17 protein-coding genes are annotated in these 19,113 nt (G+C 50.4%); 6 read left to right on the top strand and 11 right to left on the bottom strand.

Features of this window, described 5'->3' with window-relative positions; all coding sequences use genetic code 11:
• The first annotated feature begins 95 nt into the window (after positions 1-95).
• On the top strand, positions 96-842 hold the full coding sequence (locus C0081_RS14840) for a DUF2259 domain-containing protein (RefSeq protein WP_180966911.1): 747 nt from the start codon (positions 96-98) through the stop codon (positions 840-842).
• A gap of 32 nt (positions 843-874) precedes the next feature.
• Complete coding sequence (moeB, locus tag C0081_RS14835) at positions 875-1,630, top strand: molybdopterin-synthase adenylyltransferase MoeB (RefSeq protein WP_101534617.1); 756 nt, start codon at positions 875-877, stop codon at positions 1,628-1,630.
• A gap of 138 nt (positions 1,631-1,768) precedes the next feature.
• Here moeB and C0081_RS14830 read toward each other — a convergent pair whose 3' ends face one another.
• On the bottom strand, positions 1,769-2,758 hold the full coding sequence (locus C0081_RS14830; RefSeq protein ID WP_101534616.1) for a 2-hydroxyacid dehydrogenase: 990 nt from the start codon (positions 2,756-2,758) through the stop codon (positions 1,769-1,771).
• 333 nt (positions 2,759-3,091) lie between these two features.
• Between C0081_RS14830 and C0081_RS14825 the strand changes: the two genes are divergently transcribed.
• Positions 3,092-3,619 (top strand): SH3 domain-containing protein, encoded by a 528-nt coding sequence (locus C0081_RS14825; protein ID WP_210200519.1) that lies wholly within the window; start codon positions 3,092-3,094, stop codon positions 3,617-3,619.
• A gap of 116 nt (positions 3,620-3,735) precedes the next feature.
• Here the strand turns inward: C0081_RS14825 and irrA are convergent, their stop codons facing one another.
• Positions 3,736-4,164 carry an iron response transcriptional regulator IrrA gene (irrA, locus tag C0081_RS14820; protein ID WP_101534911.1) on the bottom strand — a complete coding sequence of 143 codons (429 nt, stop codon included), beginning with the start codon at positions 4,162-4,164 and terminating at the stop codon, positions 3,736-3,738.
• Between the two features lie 521 nt (positions 4,165-4,685).
• Here irrA and fabA point away from each other — a divergent pair.
• The 3 genes from fabA (at position 4,686) to fabI (ending at position 7,426) form a co-directional block, all read left to right on the top strand.
• The gene (gene fabA, locus C0081_RS14815; RefSeq protein WP_101534615.1) at positions 4,686-5,195 is read left to right on the top strand and encodes a bifunctional 3-hydroxydecanoyl-ACP dehydratase/trans-2-decenoyl-ACP isomerase; all 510 of its coding nucleotides are present in this window, start codon (positions 4,686-4,688) and stop codon (positions 5,193-5,195) included.
• Between the two features lie 192 nt (positions 5,196-5,387).
• Complete coding sequence (fabB, locus tag C0081_RS14810; protein WP_101534614.1) at positions 5,388-6,605, top strand: beta-ketoacyl-ACP synthase I; 1,218 nt, start codon at positions 5,388-5,390, stop codon at positions 6,603-6,605.
• A 14-nt stretch (positions 6,606-6,619) separates the two neighbouring features.
• On the top strand, positions 6,620-7,426 hold the full coding sequence (gene fabI / locus C0081_RS14805; RefSeq protein ID WP_101534613.1) for an enoyl-ACP reductase FabI: 807 nt from the start codon (positions 6,620-6,622) through the stop codon (positions 7,424-7,426).
• 249 nt (positions 7,427-7,675) lie between these two features.
• Here fabI and pnp read toward each other — a convergent pair whose 3' ends face one another.
• The 9 genes from pnp to trmB form a co-directional block, all read right to left on the bottom strand.
• A complete protein-coding gene (gene pnp, locus C0081_RS14800; protein ID WP_101534612.1) occupies positions 7,676-9,805 on the bottom strand; it encodes a polyribonucleotide nucleotidyltransferase in 2,130 nt (709 codons plus the stop codon).
• A 274-nt stretch (positions 9,806-10,079) separates the two neighbouring features.
• A complete protein-coding gene (rpsO, locus tag C0081_RS14795; RefSeq protein WP_101534611.1) occupies positions 10,080-10,349 on the bottom strand; it encodes a 30S ribosomal protein S15 in 270 nt (89 codons plus the stop codon).
• A gap of 10 nt (positions 10,350-10,359) precedes the next feature.
• Positions 10,360-11,397, bottom strand: coding sequence for a tRNA pseudouridine(55) synthase TruB (gene truB, locus C0081_RS14790; protein WP_101534610.1), 1,038 nt, complete (start codon positions 11,395-11,397; stop codon positions 10,360-10,362).
• A gap of 12 nt (positions 11,398-11,409) precedes the next feature.
• Positions 11,410-11,838, bottom strand: coding sequence for a 30S ribosome-binding factor RbfA (rbfA, locus tag C0081_RS14785; RefSeq protein ID WP_101534910.1), 429 nt, complete (start codon positions 11,836-11,838; stop codon positions 11,410-11,412).
• A 163-nt stretch (positions 11,839-12,001) separates the two neighbouring features.
• Positions 12,002-14,890, bottom strand: a complete 2,889-nt coding sequence (infB, locus tag C0081_RS14780) for a translation initiation factor IF-2 (RefSeq protein WP_101534609.1) — start codon at positions 14,888-14,890, stop codon at positions 12,002-12,004.
• A gap of 29 nt (positions 14,891-14,919) precedes the next feature.
• A complete protein-coding gene (locus C0081_RS14775) occupies positions 14,920-15,573 on the bottom strand; it encodes an RNA-binding protein (protein ID WP_101534608.1) in 654 nt (217 codons plus the stop codon).
• A gap of 63 nt (positions 15,574-15,636) precedes the next feature.
• Positions 15,637-17,337, bottom strand: a complete 1,701-nt coding sequence (nusA, locus tag C0081_RS14770) for a transcription termination factor NusA (protein WP_101534607.1) — start codon at positions 17,335-17,337, stop codon at positions 15,637-15,639.
• A 12-nt stretch (positions 17,338-17,349) separates the two neighbouring features.
• The gene (gene rimP, locus C0081_RS14765) at positions 17,350-17,955 is read right to left on the bottom strand and encodes a ribosome maturation factor RimP (protein ID WP_101534606.1); all 606 of its coding nucleotides are present in this window, start codon (positions 17,953-17,955) and stop codon (positions 17,350-17,352) included.
• 328 nt (positions 17,956-18,283) lie between these two features.
• Positions 18,284-18,970 carry a tRNA (guanosine(46)-N7)-methyltransferase TrmB gene (gene trmB / locus C0081_RS14760; RefSeq protein ID WP_101534909.1) on the bottom strand — a complete coding sequence of 229 codons (687 nt, stop codon included), beginning with the start codon at positions 18,968-18,970 and terminating at the stop codon, positions 18,284-18,286.
• Between the last annotated feature and the right edge of the window lie 143 nt (positions 18,971-19,113).

Here is a 19,113-nt window from a genome sequence, read left to right as displayed (position 1 = left end):
CCTTTTCATTTCCACATCTTGCCCGCATTATGGCTGAGTTTTTAACGCCCAGAAATGCTCAAGTTGGTGCGAAAGGCCTTGATATGATTGCTTCTATGAAAAAAACGGTTTGGTTGGTGGTTCTATTGTTGATCACCATTTGTGTTGGCCCTTTGCTTTCAGGCCCCGTTGCACAGGCCGGTGATGCTGCGGAATTTCGCTCTCATGGCTTTTCCGCTGATAAGATGGGGCGCTATTTTGCCTTTGAGGAATTTGGCACGCAAGACGGCTCCGGTTTCCCCTTCTCAAACATCTATATTGTCGATTTGCAAACGGACAAATGGGTGCCGCAAACGCCGATTCGCATTTTATTGGAAGACGAAAGCCAGCCGCAACTGGCCGCCCGCATCCAGGCCTTTCAGCAAGCCACCCCCCTGATGGAGAAATATGGTATTTCCAATTCGGGTGTGATGATGGCCGCATCGCCACTTAATGAAGTCAGTGACAAAGCACAATTGGAGTTTCGACAGTCAATCAACCCGCTGTTGTCTAATCAGCTCGGATCCTACCGTTTGCAGCTGAGCAATATCGATGTCAGGGACCTGAATAATTGTGGTTTCCAAAATGGACGTGTGATGGGGTTCTCACTCTCTCTAACCAAGCCGAACGGTCAATCCACTACATTGCATGATGAAAGCACCGCCCCTCAATCTCGTGGTTGCCCGTCACAATATCATCTGATCGCTGTATTTGCACCAAATCGTCATAGAGAAGCTACATATGCTGTAGCGTTGGTTGGTGTGTTTAGTCAGGGGTTTGAAGGACCGGACCTGCGTTATATCGCAGTACCCTTTTCCTTCTAATATGCATAAATCGGCATAAAGAAAATCAACATATGCTTTCTGATCAGGAACTTGAGCGCTATGCGCGCCACATATTACTGCGTGATGTCGGTGGACTCGGCCAACAAAAACTAAAAGCGGCGCGGGTGTTGATCATTGGTGCTGGTGGTTTGGGCTCGCCACTGCTTGCCTATCTTGCCGCCGCTGGTGTCGGCACGTTGGGAGTGGTCGATGACGATGTTGTCTCGCTGTCGAACCTGCAGCGACAGATTATTCACGATTCTGATGCGATTGAACAACCCAAAGTAGCAAGCGCGCGTCATAGCCTCAAGCGCATCAATCCTCACGTGACGGTGCATGCCCACCAGATTAGGCTTGATGCAGCCAATGGGGCGGCAATTGTCGCAGACTATGATCTGGTTGTTGACGGGTCGGACAATTTTGATACCCGCTATTTGGTGGCTGACCTTTGTGAGCAAGCGGAAAAACCACTTATCACAGCAGCTGTGGGGCTGTTTGACGGTTCAATCACCATGCTCAAGCCTTATGAGGTCAACGACAAGGGACAGCTTAACCCGCGCTATCGGGATCTGTTCCCTCACAAACCAACACCAGGATCCATCCCTTCTTGTGCGGAAGCGGGCATTTTGGGCGCTTTGACTGGCGTGATCGGCTCCATGCAAGCGGTGGAAGTGATCAAGGAAATTGTCGGTCTGGGCGAGGGCTTGGTCGGTCGATTGGTGCTCTATGACGCCCGTGCTGCTCGTTTTGAAACCATCAAATATCGCAGACGACACGATAAAGACTAGTGGTCTGAAACCGATGTTTGAAACCACTAGTCTCTCTTTAATCGATGGAACTAACAAAAAGTGCATCAGGGATTCAAGTGTTTCCGTCTATCCAATTGGCGTCGCAAAACTGGCTGGAGAATCCTGAATATCTGCTTCCTAGAGCATTGACGGTAGAACTCTGTCTGGCGGGCGGTGCCCATCCATGAAGGTCTTGATGTTGATGATGACTTTTTCACCCATATCAGAGCGGCCTTCCTTGGTCGCAGACCCCATATGGGGGATAAGCACCACACGATCAGATTTAACCAGTTTTGGGTTGACCGCAGGCTCGTGCTCGAACACATCAAGCCCGGCGCCAGCAATCTCGCCATTGACCACCATGCGGGCGAGGGCATTCTCGTCAATCACCTCACCACGCGCAGTATTGACGATATAGCTTTCTGGCCGGATCAGCTTTAGACGGCGGGCGGACAACAAATGATAGGTCGCCGGTGTATGAGGGCAATGAATGGAAATCACATCCATCCGCGCCAGCATCTGGTCCAGACTTTCCCAATAGGTGGCTTCAAGCTCATCTTCGATTTTTTCCGGCAGGCGGCGGCGGTTGTGGTAATGAACCTGCATACCAAAGGCCTTGGCGCGGCGCGCAACGGCCTGACCGATGCGGCCCATGCCAATGATACCCAACCGCTTGCCCCAGATGCGGTTTCCCAGCATCCATGTGGGTGACCAGCCTGACCATTCTTTTTGCTCCTTCATAAACGCCATACCCTCCATCAGGCGGCGAGGAACGGCAAGAATCAGAGTCATAGCCATATCGGCGGTGTCTTCGGTCAAAACGCCAGGGGTGTTGGTTACGGTAATATTGCGCGCATTTGCCGTGGCAACGTCAATATTGTCGATCCCGTTACCAAAATTGGCGATCAATTTGAACTTCTCACCCGCTTGCGAGATAATATGAGAATCAATGCGGTCCGTCACTGTCGGCACGAGCACGTCTGCCGTTTTGACAGCCTCAACCAATTCGGCCTGACTCATTGGACGGTCATCAACATTCAATCGGGTGTCAAACAATTCCCGCATACGAGTTTCCACCGCATCGGGGAGCTTGCGGGTAACAACAACAATCGGCTTGGTATTCGCCATAGGTTTGCCCTATTCATGCCTCATAGCATCACCCAATTCCAACGAGCCTGATCAGTAGGTTAGGATCGTGGAATCCTCTATCCAATCCGGGCTTTCGGCCACATTCAGGTGAGCGAGTTTGATTTGCAGCGCACTTTTCCTGCGCCAAATTTTCTTCTCTCGTTGATGCTATAGGCAAAGCGCGTATCTTGACCAGTCATTCCTTGTGTTGAGATGGTGCTTCAGTCCCTCGACTTTTGCGCACTTGGTTAAAGGATTGTTTATCGCAAGATCCTAATCTGTAGGCCGTTTTGCAAAGCAACGATTCATCGAAACCTAGGGCACCTATTGATTATGACCATGAGACTTATCCTCGCAAAATGTGTGTTGGTGGCGGGAATATGCGCAGGAACACTGTCGCCTGCAGTGGCTCAAGGCACCAGCGTTGGACCGTCTGGTTTGAAAATACCACGTTTTGTGTCTCTTAAATCGGACCGGGTCAATGTCCGAGGCGGCCCCTCAACAGACCACAAAGTGAAATGGATTTTTCGTCGTGCTGGCTTGCCGGTAGAAATTATTGCGGAATTTGAAAATTGGCGTCGGATTCGCGACTCCGAAGGTGAAGAGGGCTGGGTTTATCACTCGCTCTTGTCAGGGCGTCGTACTGCGCTTATCAGTCCATGGCAGCGCACCGGAACGATTGTATCTTTGCGTGACAAGCCTAACGAAAAGGCAGACCTGGCGGCCCAAGCCCAGATTGGTCTGCAAGTTGACATCAAAACGTGCGAGAAAAGCTGGTGCGAAGTCAGCGCAAAACGCCACCAAGGGTGGCTAAAAGCCAACCTACTCTGGGGTGTTTATCCCAACGAAGAGATCAACTAGGGGATTTGCACACTCTTGAATTTGCTAATGGAAGAGATGGCTCTAAGCCAAGGCCTCGACGTTAAGCGCACCCGGTTATAAAGAGCAGCCTCGCAATCCAGAGATGTGCAATTAGACTAATTTTGTTTGGGGCGAAGCCGGACAACCACATCAACACGAGTGATTTCCATACCTTCAGGTACGTCGGGCAACTCACTTACACGCAGTCCGCCTGGAATATCGACAACCTTGCCTTCGTTTTCCAAATAGAAATGATAATGATCGGAAACATTGGTGTCGAAATAAGTCTTGGTGCCTTCAACAGCAACTTCACGCAACAAGCCTGCTTGGGTAAATTGATGCAGCGTGTTGTAAACGGTCGCTAGTGACACTGAAACATTGACCCGTTCGGCTTCTTCATGCAGCAATTCAGCAGACACGTGCCGGTCACCTTTGGCAAACAGCAGCTCTGCCAACGATAATCTTTGTCGGGTTGGCCTCAGACCCGCTCCTACCAGCAAATCCCTAGCGGAACGCTTGTCGAACTGTTTCAACTCTGATTTCATGCCAATAATCCCTGATAGACGAACATGCGGTTCATAGCGACGCATGGCGTCTCAATGGGGCAGTTTATTGCCCGTCCTTCAGATATAGAGCTTTTTTTTTGAGACAGCAAGTAAACTACATAAAACCACATCTCCCGCGTAATAATAAAGTCGGCGATAAATGGACATTTGTTGCTGGTTCTTAACCGCACCCAAGAAAGTGGCGGCCAGAGTCATGCTTGGGGTAAACGGTTCATTTGGGTCCGATCTCATTTCCTTTTGGAAATGCCGTAAGGAATGCCAATTTTGCCGCAATTGATTGTATAACAAGTGTTAACTTAATCATTAGAACGCCTAGTCCTGTCCAACAGAACAGGCTATAAGCGAATGAGAAAGACAAACAGATGACATAAAGTCATATCGCAGACCGATGCAAATCGGTATGCACGGTTATGCGGCTGCTTCGGACAGCCCATCCGTGCGTTAAGACGATCTCGCTTAGAGACGTGAGCGAACTTACGAAAGATGAGAGTGGAAACCGAATGGAAAAGCGCCAATCCAGCTACACTTACGAAGAAATTCTGACCTGCAGTCGCGGTGAAATGTTCGGGCCGGGTAATCCCCAGTTGCCTCTGCCGCCTATGCTGATGCTGGATCGGATCACCGAGATTTCAGAAGATGGTGGCGAATATGGCAAGGGCCAGATTCTGGCAGAATATGACATCACCCCCGAGCGCTGGTTCTTCGATTGCCATTTCGCTGGCGATCCGGTCATGCCTGGCTGTCTGGGGCTGGATGCGCTTTGGCAGATGACGGGATTTTACCTTGGTTGGTTGGGGCTTGAAGGCAAGGGCCGCGCCATTTCGGTTGGTGAAATCAAATTCTCTGGCATGATCACACCAGCAACCAAACTGGTGCAGTTCGGCGTCGAATATAAGCGCGTCATGAAGGGACGTCTTAACCTGGGCATCGGTGATGGTTGGGTTAAAGCCGACGGAGAAACCGTATTTACCGCCAAGGATTTACGTGTTGGTGCTTTTAAGGACGCTTAAGAGGGTATTGAGCCTTTAGCGAACCTTATTTTGTTCCAACCCAATATATGGCTGTGTGAATTATGCTGTTGATTGAAGCATTTTCTGAAAAAATGGCTTCTTCCCTTGTCAGCACCATATTCATGGCCCAAGTAAATCTGTATGATTTGCTTGAAAATAGTGCGCCCCGAATTTGATAGTGAGGCCTAGATTATGAGACGTGTAGTCATTTCCGGCTTGGGTATTGTTTCCTCCATCGGTAACGATGCCGACGCCGTTACAACATCCCTGCGTGATGCAAAATCCGGTATATCCTTTGCGCAGGATTTTGCCGATCATGGATTCCGTTGTCAGGTCTGGGGTGCCCCAGACATAGACACAACCGATTTGATTGATCGTCGCGCCAAGCGCTTTCTGTCCAAAGGCGGTGAGTGGAATCATGTCGCCATGAAACAGGCCATCGCTGATGCAGGTCTGGAAGAAAGCGACATCACCAACGAGCGCACCGGTATTGTTATGGGGTCCGGCGGACCATCCACGCAAACGGTGGTTCAGGCAGCGGATATCACCCGCAAAAACGGGTCGCCGAAACGCATTGGGCCTTTTGCTGTGCCAAAAGCCATGTCATCTTCGGCCTCTGCCACATTGGCAACATGGTTCAAGATCCACGGCGTCAACTATTCTATTTCGTCGGCTTGTTCCACTTCTGCCCATTGCATTGGTAACGCCTGTGAGTTGATCCAGATGGGCAAGCAAGACATCGTCTTTGCCGGTGGCCATGAGGATCTCGACTGGTCCATGTCCAACCTGTTTGATGCTATGGGTGCGATGACCTCCAAACATAATGAGTCACCCACCACTGCTTCTCGGGCCTATGACATTACGCGCGACGGCTTTGTTATCGCTGGCGGTGCTGGTGTATTGGTGGTTGAAGAGCTTGAACATGCCAAAGCACGTGGCGCAAAAATCTACGCTGAAATCGTTGGTTATGGCGCCACGTCAGATGGGTATGATATGGTTGCCCCATCAGGTGAAGGCGCCAAACGTTGCATGCATCAAGCGATGGCTACATTGGATGGCAAGGTTGATTATATCAACTGTCACGGCACATCTACTGTGGTAGGCGATATCGCTGAAATGGGTGCTATTCGCGAAGTCTTTGGCAGCGATCAGCCTCATATCGCCTCCACTAAGTCGTTAACAGGTCACTCTCTGGGTGCCGCAGGCGTTCAAGAATCCATTTATTCCCTGTTGATGATGCAGGCTGGATTTATTGGCGAATCTGCTCACATCACCGAACTGGATCCGGAATTTGCGGATATGAACATCGTGCGTGAACGCCTCGATAAATCGATTGATGTTGCTTTGTCTAACAGTTTCGGTTTCGGTGGCACCAATGCGACGCTCATCTTCCAGCGTTATAACGGATAAGGACTGTCAGAAATATGACCGGACTGATGCAAGGAAAACGCGGCCTGATTATGGGTGTTGCGAACGGTAATTCTATTGCGTGGGGCATCGCTCAGATGCTGCATGATCATGGAGCCGAACTGGCGTTCACCTATCAGGGTGACGCTCTTGGCAAGCGTGTCAAACCGCTGGCTGAGAAGGTCAATTCTGACATCGTTATACCATGCGATGTTGAGGATCTGGAATCAGTCGATGCTGTTTTCGAAACACTGAAGGAACAATGGGGCAAGATTGACTTTATCGTCCATGCCATTGGTTTTTCTGACAAGAATGAACTCAAGGGCCGCTACGCAGATACAAGTCGTGACAATTTCTCGCGCACCATGGTGATCTCCTGCTTCTCCTTCACAGAGGTTGCCAAACGTGCCGCCGACTTAATGACCGATGGCGGTTCTATGATCACTCTGACATATGCTGGTTCCATTCGCGTTATGCCGAACTACAATGTGATGGGCGTAGCCAAGGCTGCGTTGGAAGCATCCGTTCGTTATTTGGCAAACGATTTCGGCCCGTCAGGCATCCGTGTGAATGCCATTTCTGCTGGTCCCGTTCGGACGCTGGCCGGTGCCGGCATCTCTGATGCGCGTATGATGTATAATTATCAGCGTGACAACAGCCCGCTGCGTGAAACCTGTACAATCGAAGATGTCGGGGGCACCGCTCTCTATCTGTTGTCAGATCTGTCGAAAAAAGTTACCGGAGAGAGTCATTTTGTCGATTCCGGTTACAATTGTGTTTCGATGCCAACGCTGGAAAATCTTGCCATTTTCGATAAATTGTGACTCCGATAAGCCGTTTGCTTGATTGGATATGTGAATGGTAAAAGAGGGCTTCGGCCCTCTTTTTTGTGTTGAAGGTTGGCAAATTTGGCCATGACTTCGGTGGAGAACTATCAGACTGAGAAAAGGCCTGAACAGGTAGATCGCCGCGGCGACGGCAACCGATTTTAAATGAAATGACAAATAAAAAGCCCGTCAGCGTTAGCTGACGGGCTTTTCTATTCATTCGATTAAACCAAAAGATGCCGAGAATTATTCCTCGCTTGCAGCTTCTTGTTTTGTTTCTTCACCAGTTGCCTGATCAATCATTTTCATTGACAGGCGCACTTTGCCGCGCTCATCAAAGCCCAACAATTTAACAAATACGCTGTCGCCTTCTTTGACAACGTCCGTCACTTTGTTGGTGCGTGTGTCGGTAAGCTGGGAGATGTGTACCAAGCCGTCTCGTGCGCCAAAGAAGTTTACAAAGGCACCGAAATCAACGGTTTTGACAACTTTACCTTTGTAGATAACACCCACTTCAGGTTCAGCAGCAATGGATTTGATCCAGTTGACAGCAGCCGTGATTGCCGCGCCATCAGAAGAAGCAACCTTGATGGTACCGTCATCAGCGATATCGACTTTAGCACCGGTTTTCTCCACGATCTCACGGATAACCTTACCACCAGACCCGATAACTTCGCGGATCTTGTCGGTAGGGATCTTCATGGTCTCGATGCGAGGAGCATGTTCGCCAACTTCTGGACGGGCTTCGTTCAGCGCTTTGCTCATTTCATCAAGAATGTGCAAGCGACCGCCTTTGGCCTGCTCCAAAGCGATTTTCATGATCTCTTCGGTGATGCCGTCGATCTTGATGTCCATCTGCAAAGAAGTGATGCCTTCGGAGGTACCAGCCACTTTGAAGTCCATATCCCCAAGATGATCTTCATCACCCAGGATATCGGAAAGAACAGCAAATTTTTCGCCTTCTTTGATCAGACCCATGGCGATACCAGCAACAGGTGACTTGAGCGGTACACCGGCATCCATAAGTGACAAAGAAGTACCACATACGGTTGCCATGGAAGACGAACCGTTGGATTCGGTCACTTCTGAAACAACACGCAGGGTGTATGGGAAATCATGGTGGGCTGGCAGTACGGGACGAACAGCACGCCATGCAAGCTTGCCATGACCCACTTCGCGACGACCAGTAAAGCCGGTACGGCCGGTTTCACCAACAGAGTATGGAGGGAAGTTGTAATGCAGCAGGAACCGTTCTTTGTAAGTCCCATCCAGCGCATCAACAAACTGCTCATCGTCTCCTGTTCCCAGTGTCGCAACAACCATTGCCTGCGTTTCACCGCGGGTAAACAGTGCGGAACCGTGGGTGCGGGGCAAGATGCCTACTTCAGATTTAATCGAGCGCACAGTTGAGAGATCACGACCATCAATGCGACTGCTTGTTTCAATGATCTGACCACGAACAATGCCAGCTTCGACTTTTTTGAACACGTCGCCAACCAATGAAGTGGCGGGTGCGTCAGCATTTTCTGGGTCACAAAAAGCTTCAATCACTTTGGCTTTTGCAAGATCAATGGCGTCGCGGCGTTCGCCTTTTGATGTGATTTTATAGGCTTCTGCCAGTTCGGCACCTACAAGTTCAGCAACTTTGGCTTTCAGTTCGGAATTGTCTGGAGTGACAAAATCACGAGGCTCTTTAGCAGCTTTTTCAGCCAATCGAATGATGGCTTCAATAACAGGCTGGAAGGCTTTGTGGCCAAACATTACCGCGTCGAGCATGGTCTGTTCTGGCAAGTTCTGGGCTTCGGATTCAACCATCAGAACTGCGTCACTGGTACCAGCAACGATCAGATCCAGTTTGGATTCTTCCATGGTGTCAACAGCGGGGTTGAGAACAAACTCGTCATTGATCAAACCAACGCGTGCACCACCGATCGGTCCTTTGAATGGGACACCGGACAGGGTCAATGCAGCGGACGTTGCAACTAGGGCCAGAATATCTGGATCGTTTTCCATGTCATGGCTCAATACCGTGAGGATGACTTGGGTTTCGCATTTGTAGCCTTCTACAAACAGCGGACGGATTGGACGGTCGATCAGGCGAGAAACAAGAGTTTCTTTTTCGGAAGGACGGCCTTCGCGCTTAAAATATCCACCTGGGATTTTACCAGCAGCGTATGCTTTTTCCTGATAGTTGACGGTCAGTGGGAAGAAGTCCAGACCGGGTTTAGGCTGCTTTGCAGACACAACGGTCGCTAGCACAGTGGTTCCACCGAGAGTGGCAAGCACTGCGCCGTCTGCTTGACGGGCAATTTTGCCGGTTTCGAGCACCAGTGTCTGGCCAGCCCAATCAATTTCTTCGCGTTGAATATCGAACATTTCTAATGTCCTTTCGTAAATGCTCCGGCAATTCGGACAATTATGGAGCATGTTTAAATCGTTCACGGGCAAGACAACAAGAAACTTTAATCGGATCGTAAAGACAGACCAACAAAGTCACTGGCAATCCTGCCTGTGATGGATGGTAATCAGAGCATACAACTATGGCTGATTTAATATTTTTTCTGCATTTCAAATAGCCAAACAGCCATTTTGAATAATACTGAATATTAAAAACGCGGCGCTCGCTTAGGAGTGCCGCGTTTTTAAAGGACTAACGACGCAGATTCAGTCGTGAGATCAGGTCCTGATAACGAGCAACATCTTTGGCTTTGACATAGTCAAGAAGCTTACGACGCAGGGATACCAGTTTGAGAAGGCCACGACGGGAGTGATTGTCTTTCTTATGAGACTTGAAATGCTCAGTCAGATTGACGATCCGCTCTGTCAAAACAGCAACCTGTACCTCAGGGGAACCAGTGTCGCCGTCTTTTGTGCCATATTCTTTGATCAGTTCTTGCTTGCGTTCAGCAGTAATCGACATCGAGGTCTCCTTAAATTGTAGGCTGAGGAGGACCAGAAAAACTGGGAGCCCCTTCAGGCAGATTGAAAACACGCCTTGGCCAGAGGTCCCCTTCGAGTATTTCGCAAATCGCCACGAGCATACCTGCATTCATGGCGGCAACAAAACCTTCGATTGGAGCATCTTGTCCACGCAGCAATACCGTTTGACCACGGCGTAACCTTGCTGCGGCATTCCTGTTTACGGCCAGTGCCGGGATGTCGTCCAGCGCGGTCTCTACAGGAAGCAAAGCATTGGCGAGCCCGGGCTCGCCGGGCGCACTATGGCTCAAGCTTTCAAGATCGTCCAGTGAAATAAGCATTTCCTCACTGAATGGTCCGGATATGAGCCGACGCAGGCCAATCACATGGCCACGCGTTCCAAGATGCCGCCCGATATCCCTCGCTAAAGAACGGACATACGTTCCCTTGGAACATTGAGCGGCAAAAACAGCAGTATCCTCATCGAGACAGTCGATAAGGGTCAATTTGTGAATGGTGATTGGTCGAGCATCCAATTTGAAATTCTCACCATCCCGTGCAAGGTCATAGGCACGTTCACCGTTGACTTTGATCGCAGAAAAGATGGGAGGGACTTGCATAATGGTGCCGGTAAAAGAAGCAAGGCTTGCTTCGATTTCACTGCGTGTTGGTCGATGGGCAGAACTGTCTATCAGTTCCCCTTCGGTATCATCTGTTGAGGTTTCTTCTCCCCAGCGCACGGTGAACTCATATTCCTTGAATCCATCCATAACATAAGACACCGTTTTTGTGGCTTCACCAATGGCAATCGGCAGGCATCCGGTTGCCAATGGGTCCAAGGTGCCTGCGTGACCAGCCTTCTTGACATTAAATATGCGTTTGATCGCACCAACAGCTTGCGTTGACGTCATGTTCAGGGGTTTGTCAAAAGCCACCCAGCCGTGAACGTCGGTCCGGCGTTTCGCACGGAACTGTTGTTTTTTAGGTTTGGCTTTTGGCTTGAAGTTCTGCTCAGAAGCAGGGTTATTTTCTATATCGCTATCTGACATGGCCGTACGGTCCTACTTCTCGTCGTCATTTTCGACGTCGTCTTTTTTCAGTAGGTCCTGCTGGACAAGCGGAGAGCTGAGCAGCGCATCAATGCGTGATGCTTCGTCGAAGGTCTCGTCATAGCGAAAACGCAAGTCAGGTGTATGTTTCATTGCAACGTCACGGCCCAAACGTCCGCGTAAATACTTTTTGTGACTGTTAAGGGCATCAACAATGGGTTGCTCTTGCCCGGGAGCCCCAAGTGGCATGACATAGGCTGTTGCAAGGCTCAAATCCGGACTCATGCGCACTTCGGGAATAGAAATCACATGCATTTCTAGCAAGGGATCTCTGATTTCGCCGCGTGTCAGGCATTCAGACAAAGATTTGCGAACCAGCTCGCCGACGCGCAGCTGGCGTTGGGACGGCATACCACCGCCCTTGTGAGAACCACGTCCCATAGTATCATCCAAATTGTTAAGGGCCATGGTGGGAGTTGGACCGACCGCAGCCAGAATGGCTTAGACTGTTTGTGTCGTTAGCCTTCATCTACTTCAAAAGGGAAGAAGGTCAAAGCGATTGCTTCGACCTTCTTTTATCACTGTTAACAGATCGTCACGTGTCTTAAAGCGAGCGAGCGATTTCTTCCACGCGGAAACACTCGATCCGGTCGCCAGCGCGAAGATCTTCGTATTTTTCAAAGGCCATACCACATTCCTGTCCAACAACCACTTCTTTGACTTCATCTTTGAAGCGCTTAAGGGTGGACAGCTTGCCAGTATGGATCACCACGTTGTCACGCAGCAAACGGACCCCAGTGCCTCGCTCAACCACACCCTCGGTAACACGACAACCAGCCACTTTACCAACTTTGGTGATGTTGAAGACTTCCAGAATTTCGGCGTAACCAATGAAGGTCTCGCGTACTTCTGGAGACAGCAAACCAGACATACCCGATTTCACATCATCTGTTAGATCATAGATAATGTTGTAATATCGAATTTCAACGCCCTTTTGTTCAGCTGCCTGTTTGGCTTGTGCATTGGCACGAACGTTAAAGGCAATGATTGGTGCGCCAGATGCTTCAGCAAGGGTTACATCGGACTCTGTCACGCCACCAACACCGGAGTGCAGGATCTGCGCTGAGACTTCTTCGTTGCCGATATTGTCCAGTGCGCCGATGATTGCTTCAACCGAGCCCTTCACGTCGCCTTTGATGACAAGCGGGAAGGTTTTCAGATCAGAATCTTTCAGCTGATTAAGCATCTGTTCAAGCGAACCGCGGTTGGCTTTTGCAGCGGCCAAATCTTTGTTCTTGCGAATGCGATAGTCAGCAATTTCACGCGCACGTCCTTCGGTCTGAACCACAGCGAACTGATCGCCAGCATCTGGAGCTGCGGAGAAGCCCAAGATTTCAACCGGTTTGGATGGACCCGCGTTGTCCACTTTATCACCAAGGTCATCAACCAGTGCACGTACTTTACCCCATTGTTCGCCAGCAACAACAATATCGCCAACATTCAGGGTTCCATGTTGAACCAGCACGGTAGCAACTGGACCGCGTCCTTTATCGAGTTTGGCTTCAACAACCACACCATCAGCTTCACGATCCGGGTTGGCTTTCAATTCAAGCATCTCGGACTGAATAAGGATGGCTTCCAACAGAGTATCGAGCCCCGTTTGTTTGAGGGCAGATACTTCAACCTCAAGAACATCACCGCCCATGGTTTCAACAAACACACCATGCTGCAACAGTTCGTTGCGGACACGCGACGGATCGGCAGCTGGCAAATCCATTTTGTTCACGGCAACGATGATCGGCACTTCAGCAGCGCGGGCATGGTTGATCGCTTCAATGGTTTGCGGCATGACGCCGTCATCGGCAGCCACTACAAGAATGACGATGTCAGTGGATTTCGCACCACGTGCACGCATTTCAGTAAAGGCTGCGTGACCCGGAGTATCGATGAAAGTGATCTTTTGACCATCCTGCTCAACTTGATAGGCACCAATATGCTGGGTGATGCCACCGGCTTCGCCTTTTACAACATTGGCGTGGCGCAGAGCATCCAACAAAGAGGTCTTACCATGGTCAACGTGACCCATAATCGTGACCACAGGAGGACGGGGTTCCATGCTCTCGTCGCTGTCTTTGCGCTCGTACAAGCCTTCTTCAACATCGGCTTCGGATACACGTTTCACAGCGTGACCCAGTTCTTCGGCCACAAGTTGCGCGGTATCGGCATCAAGTATGTCGACCGTTTTGACCATTTGGCCCTGTTTCATCAGAATTTTGATCACGTCCACGGCACGTTCCGTCATACGCTGAGCCAATTCTTGAACCGTAATGGTTTCAGGAATAATGACTTCGCGGAAAACCTTTTCGCGCGGCACATCATTCTGCGCGCCACGTTGCTTGGCACGGCGACGACGCATGGATGCCAGTGAGCGTTGACGCTCATTTTCATTGAGCGCATTTGACAAGGTCAACTTGCCACGGCGGCGATCATCGGTGCGCGGCTTGGCTGGTTGTTCCGGACGGGTCGCATCCTCTGGACGTGGTTTCTTCGGCACCGGCTTGATGGTTTTGGCACCTGGCTTGCCCTCGGCTGTCGGATCGGGAGCTGCCGTTGCAAAGCTTGCAGGAGCTGGTCGTCCGCCACCCGGTCTGCCACCGCCTGCCGGACGGTTTCCAGCAGGGCGATCTCCTGCTCCGCCAGGGCGTCCACCGCCTGGGCGTGCACCAGCGGGGCGCTCCCCAGTGCGAGCTGGGCGGTTTCCAGCAGGGCGATCTCCGGTCCGAGCAGGTCTGCTGTCAGAGCGAGGTGTTGGTTTCGTCGGCGATTTTGCTATTTCAGCAGCTTTCGCAGCTTCAGCAGCTTCGCGTATTTTTTTCTCTTCTTCTGCTTTCTGAGCATCTAGAATAGCTTTTTCGCGAGCAGCCTCTTCGGCAGCCTTGCGCTTTGCTTCTTCCTCGATTTTACGGCGAGCATCTTCTTCAATGCGACGTGCTTCATCTTCTTTTTTGCGGATCTCCATTTCGCGAGCGCGAGATTTCGCAGCTTCGAGCGCCTGAAGACGTTTTGCATTCTCAGAAGATGTCAGATTGCGCTGGCCGGATGCAGATGCAGCCTGTCCACCGCCGCCACCGGCGCGATTGCGTTGCCCTTGGCGTTGGCCTTTGCCACCTTGCCCAGCACCTGCACCACGGTTTTGGTTACCACCTTGCGATGGCCCTCCCTTGGCCTGGTTTGGCGCGCGTGCCGGCTTTGCTGCTGTTTTGGCAGGAGCTTCAGGCGTAGCCTGAGCTGGTTCACCAGTTGCAGCCCTTGCGGTCTGCTTGGCGTCAGCCGGTGCATTGAAACGGCGCTTTCGTTTTTCGACAACAACCGCTTTGGAGCGGCCATGCGAAAAACTCTGGCGTACGGTACCCGTCCCTACACTTTTACCCAAAGACAAAGTCTTTTTTTCAGATGGGTCGTTGCTGTTGTCGTTGTTATTTTCGTTGCTCATTTCTCGGTCAATATCCTTCGCTACCTCTATCAAGAGGCGTGTGCAGCGGGCCCGGTGTCCCGGTCGCTGTCAAAATCTCGGTCTTTTGATTGCGAATAGGCTTGAAGCATCGCAACCTGTTTCAAAAAGCTTTTGCTTGCTGTTCCTGCGAGCAAAGCTGCATGTACTACATTTCCATGTCCCAGAGCTTTGCTGAGCGCATCGGCGCTGAACCTGCGAACAATGGGTAATTCGCGGTCGCTGCCTAAATGGCGTCGCATGGCCTGAGCCAATTTTTTCTGGCCGTCTTCAGCGGCATCTGCCGCATGTATTAAGCCAATTGTGCCACCTTGTGCAATGGCGGATTCGACTTTGGCAAAACCAGTAACAATTTGTCCGGCTTTTCGAGTCATAGAAAGAGACGACAAACAGCCTTTTTCCAGCTGTTCTGCAACCAATTGGGTCAGACCTTCGCAGCTCTGTGTCTTTTCCTTAAAACCGCGTGCAAACAGTCCTTTGTCTGCAGCCTGTTCAACAATTTTACGATCCGCGGTCACCCAGACACCGCGCCCGGGTAACTTCATTTTGAAATCTGGTACAACAGTTCGATCTGGTGCCAGAACAAATCTGATCATTTCACTCTTGGGAAGGACATCCCGTGTAACCAGACATTGTCGTGTTGTCTGTTCGCTCTTTCGCGGCACGGTTTATCCTTTCCAAGCCGATATTGTCAAATCTTGTTGCGATGAAAGCCAAAGATTCTACTCTTAGGCTTTCTCTTCGTCTCCTGAAACAGGATTGGCCGACGTCATTTCTGACGTTTCGCCCTCATTTTCTTCTTCCGTTGTGTCTGGAAGGTCGCCTTCATCGTCGGCTTCCATCTGCTCATATTCTGCAGCTTCCTCTTCAGTCAACAATTCGGAAGGTTCAATCCAACCTGCAGCGACACGAGTGAGCATCACAATGTCTTCGGCTTCCTGACGAGAAATATCGAAATCAGACAGAGATCCTTTGAAACGTTTGACTTCCCCATTGTGGCGTTCAGTCCAGCCAACAAGATCGTCGGTTGCGCAACCGGCTAGATCTTCAATTGTTTTGATGTCATCTTTACCAAGAGCCACCAACATCGGCATCGTCAGGCCTGAAATCTCCAGAAGATCGTCAGACACGCCAAGGGCAATCCGCTCTTCATTCTGCACTTGTGCTTGAGCTTCTAGAAACTCATTGGCACGGGCCTGAAGTTCAACTGCTGTTTCTTCGTCAAAGCCTTCAATGTCGGACACTTCACTTGCATCAACATAGGCAACTTCTTCAATAGAAGAGAAGCCTTCAGACGCCAGAAGCTGAGCCACGATATCATCAACGTCCAGTGCCTGCATAAACAGTTGGGCGCGTTCGTTGAATTCTTTTTGGCGGCGCTCTGATTCATCTTCTTCGGTCATAATGTCGATGTCCCAGCCGGTTAGCTGAGAAGCAAGACGAACATTTTGACCGCGACGCCCAATAGCTAAAGACAATTGGTCATTGGGAACCACGACTTCAATGCGCTCTGAATCTTCATCCAAAACAACTTTAGCCACTTCAGCAGGCTGCAAGGCGTTGACGATAAAGGTCGCTGGATCCTCTGACCAAGGAATGATATCAATCTTTTCACCCTGCAGTTCATTCACCACAGCTTGAACACGAGACCCGCGCATACCCACACAAGCACCGACCGGATCGATCGAGCTATCGGAGGAAACCACAGCAATCTTGGCGCGGGAGCCGGGGTCGCGGGCCACTGATTTCAGGGTAATGATGCCATCATAAATTTCTGGCACTTCCTGTGCGAACAGTTTGGCCATAAATTGCGGATGGGTGCGAGACAAGAAAACCTGAGGTCCACGTTGTTCACGACGCACATCATAAATAATGGCACGAATGCGATCACCAGGACGGAAGGACTCACGTGCAATCAATTCGTCACGGCGCACGATTGCTTCGCTGCCAGACAAATCTACGGTAACATTGCCATATTCGACCCGCTTGACCTGACCGTTGACAATTTCATGCAGACGATCTTTGAATTGTTCATACTGATGGTCACGCTCGGCTTCACGTACTTTTTGTACGATCACTTGCTTGGCTGACTGGGCGGATATCCGCCCAAATTCCAACGGAGGAAGCAAATCAGCGACATTGTCACCAAGCTTGGCTTCAGGGTGTTTTTCCTGTGCATCGACTAAAGCAATCTGGGTTGAATAGTCTTCAACCACTTCAACAACTTCAAGCAAGCGCTCAAGACGGGTTTCACCAGTTCGCGGGTTGATCGTTGCGCGAATTTCTGTTTCTTGACCATAGCGAGAACGCGCAGCTTTCTGAATTGCGTCCTCCATTGCCCCGATAACGATCGTGCGGTCAATCGATTTTTCACGCGCCACTGCATCTGCAATTTGCAGAAGTTCAAGACGGTTTGCACTGATTGCCATTCTCAGCGTCTCCTATTCTTGCCTGTTGGCTGACAGGTCTTCTGCCAAATCAACTACGTTATCCGGCTGAGCTTTGAGCGCCAGCTTCATCAATTCATCTGTCATCACCAGTTTGGCTTCAGACAAATTGTCCAAAGGCACCAGTACATTGGGATCTGTTCCCTGCGGTACATCTGGCAAAATCATTTTCAGATTCTGTTCAACAACACCATCAAGGATGCCACGATATCGGCGGCGGCCCTCAATTGGTGTGGCCAATTCTACTTTTGCATCGTGACCGGCCCATGCCACGAAATCACGTCTGCGAACCAAGGGGCGGTCAACACCGGGAGAAGAAACTTCAAGGTGATATTCCTTGTCGATCGGATCTTCTACATCCAACGCTGGTGATATAGCCCTGCTTATGGTCTCGCATCCTTCGATTGTCATCGTACCATCAGGCATTTCGGCCATGATCTGTACGGTGCAGCCATGTTCTCCGGTGATACGAACGCGCACCAAATCAAACCCTAGATCCTCGATCACTGGTTCAATGATGGCAGAAACTCTGGCCTCAAGGCCCTTTTGACTTACGAGGCGAGGTTCTCTACCTGCCTCAATTTGACTGCTCTCAACCATGGGGAAAGCCTGTCTCCATTCCGTGACACTGGCCAATTGAATAGACCGTGTCTGCAACTTTTCTACAAGGATTTTGAACCCATTCGGTTCGAAATACCGTGTCCACTTCGGACCGGCCTTTGAAGCTTCATAAGCGCGAAGATATTGATACGCGCCGCCGAAAGGCTGACCTATCCATATTACCAGATTTTTTCGCCTCATTGGAGGCCGACCAACAAAAAAGAGCGGGTCCTTTAGGGCCCACTCTAAACAACCAGTCTAGATTTTGAGAATTATATACACCAAAAGCGCATCGTAAGGCAAGCCCTAGTGATGGCGGGTGGCGTTTCTATTTTCGAACAAAGCTCAAATACTGCGGTTTTCGTCCTTCGCGAAAGGCCTTCTCTTCATATCGGGTGCGCTGCCAGTCAGACCAGGCATCCAGACGGTCCGATGGATCAGAGCATTCTTCTTGCAAACTGGCGTGAGACGCAACATGGTCCAGTGTCCAGTCGATATAGGTGTCGATATCAGATGCGAAGCGGAAAATACCCCCTGGCTTTAATACGCGAATGATTCGTCCCAGATTTTTGTGAGAGACGAAACGTCGCTTCCAGTGGCGTTTTTTATGCCAAGGATCGGGATAGAGCAGGAAAAATCGATCCAGCGATGCATCTGGTAGCCAATCAAGAATATGCGCAGCGTCCTCGTCATACAGGCGGATGGTGCCAATGGAGGCTTCACTCATCGCAGCAAGCGCTTTAACCACACCATTGATGAAAGGTTCACATCCGATCATGCCAACATGCGGATTGTTTTGGGCCTGACGAACCATATGCTCCCCACCGCCAAATCCAACTTCCATCCAAATCTCACTGGGGTTGTGATCAAACACTGTATGAATGTCATCAATCGGTTTGGTCGGGTTAAGGCAGAGTGCTGGCAGCAGGTCTTGTATCAGGTTCTGCTGAGTCGGACTTAACGTTTTACCCTTGCGGCGGCCGAAGAAGGCTGTGGCAATCTGCTCTTCGATCATACGCGATTGCGCTGGGCGAAATTTGGGGCTGTTGGTCAAAGATTGGCTCATATGTGCTGTGTATCTGGTTCTGAAGGGAATAAGTTACGCGTTACAGAGGGTGGTGAAGCAGTGAAAAGACAAAGTCGGCCCGCTTTTATCAA

This window comes from Cohaesibacter celericrescens (assembly GCF_002866925.1).
GTDB classification, from domain to species: Bacteria; Pseudomonadota; Alphaproteobacteria; order Rhizobiales; family Cohaesibacteraceae; genus Cohaesibacter; species Cohaesibacter celericrescens.
This window is presented reverse-complemented; position numbering and strand designations above follow the sequence as displayed.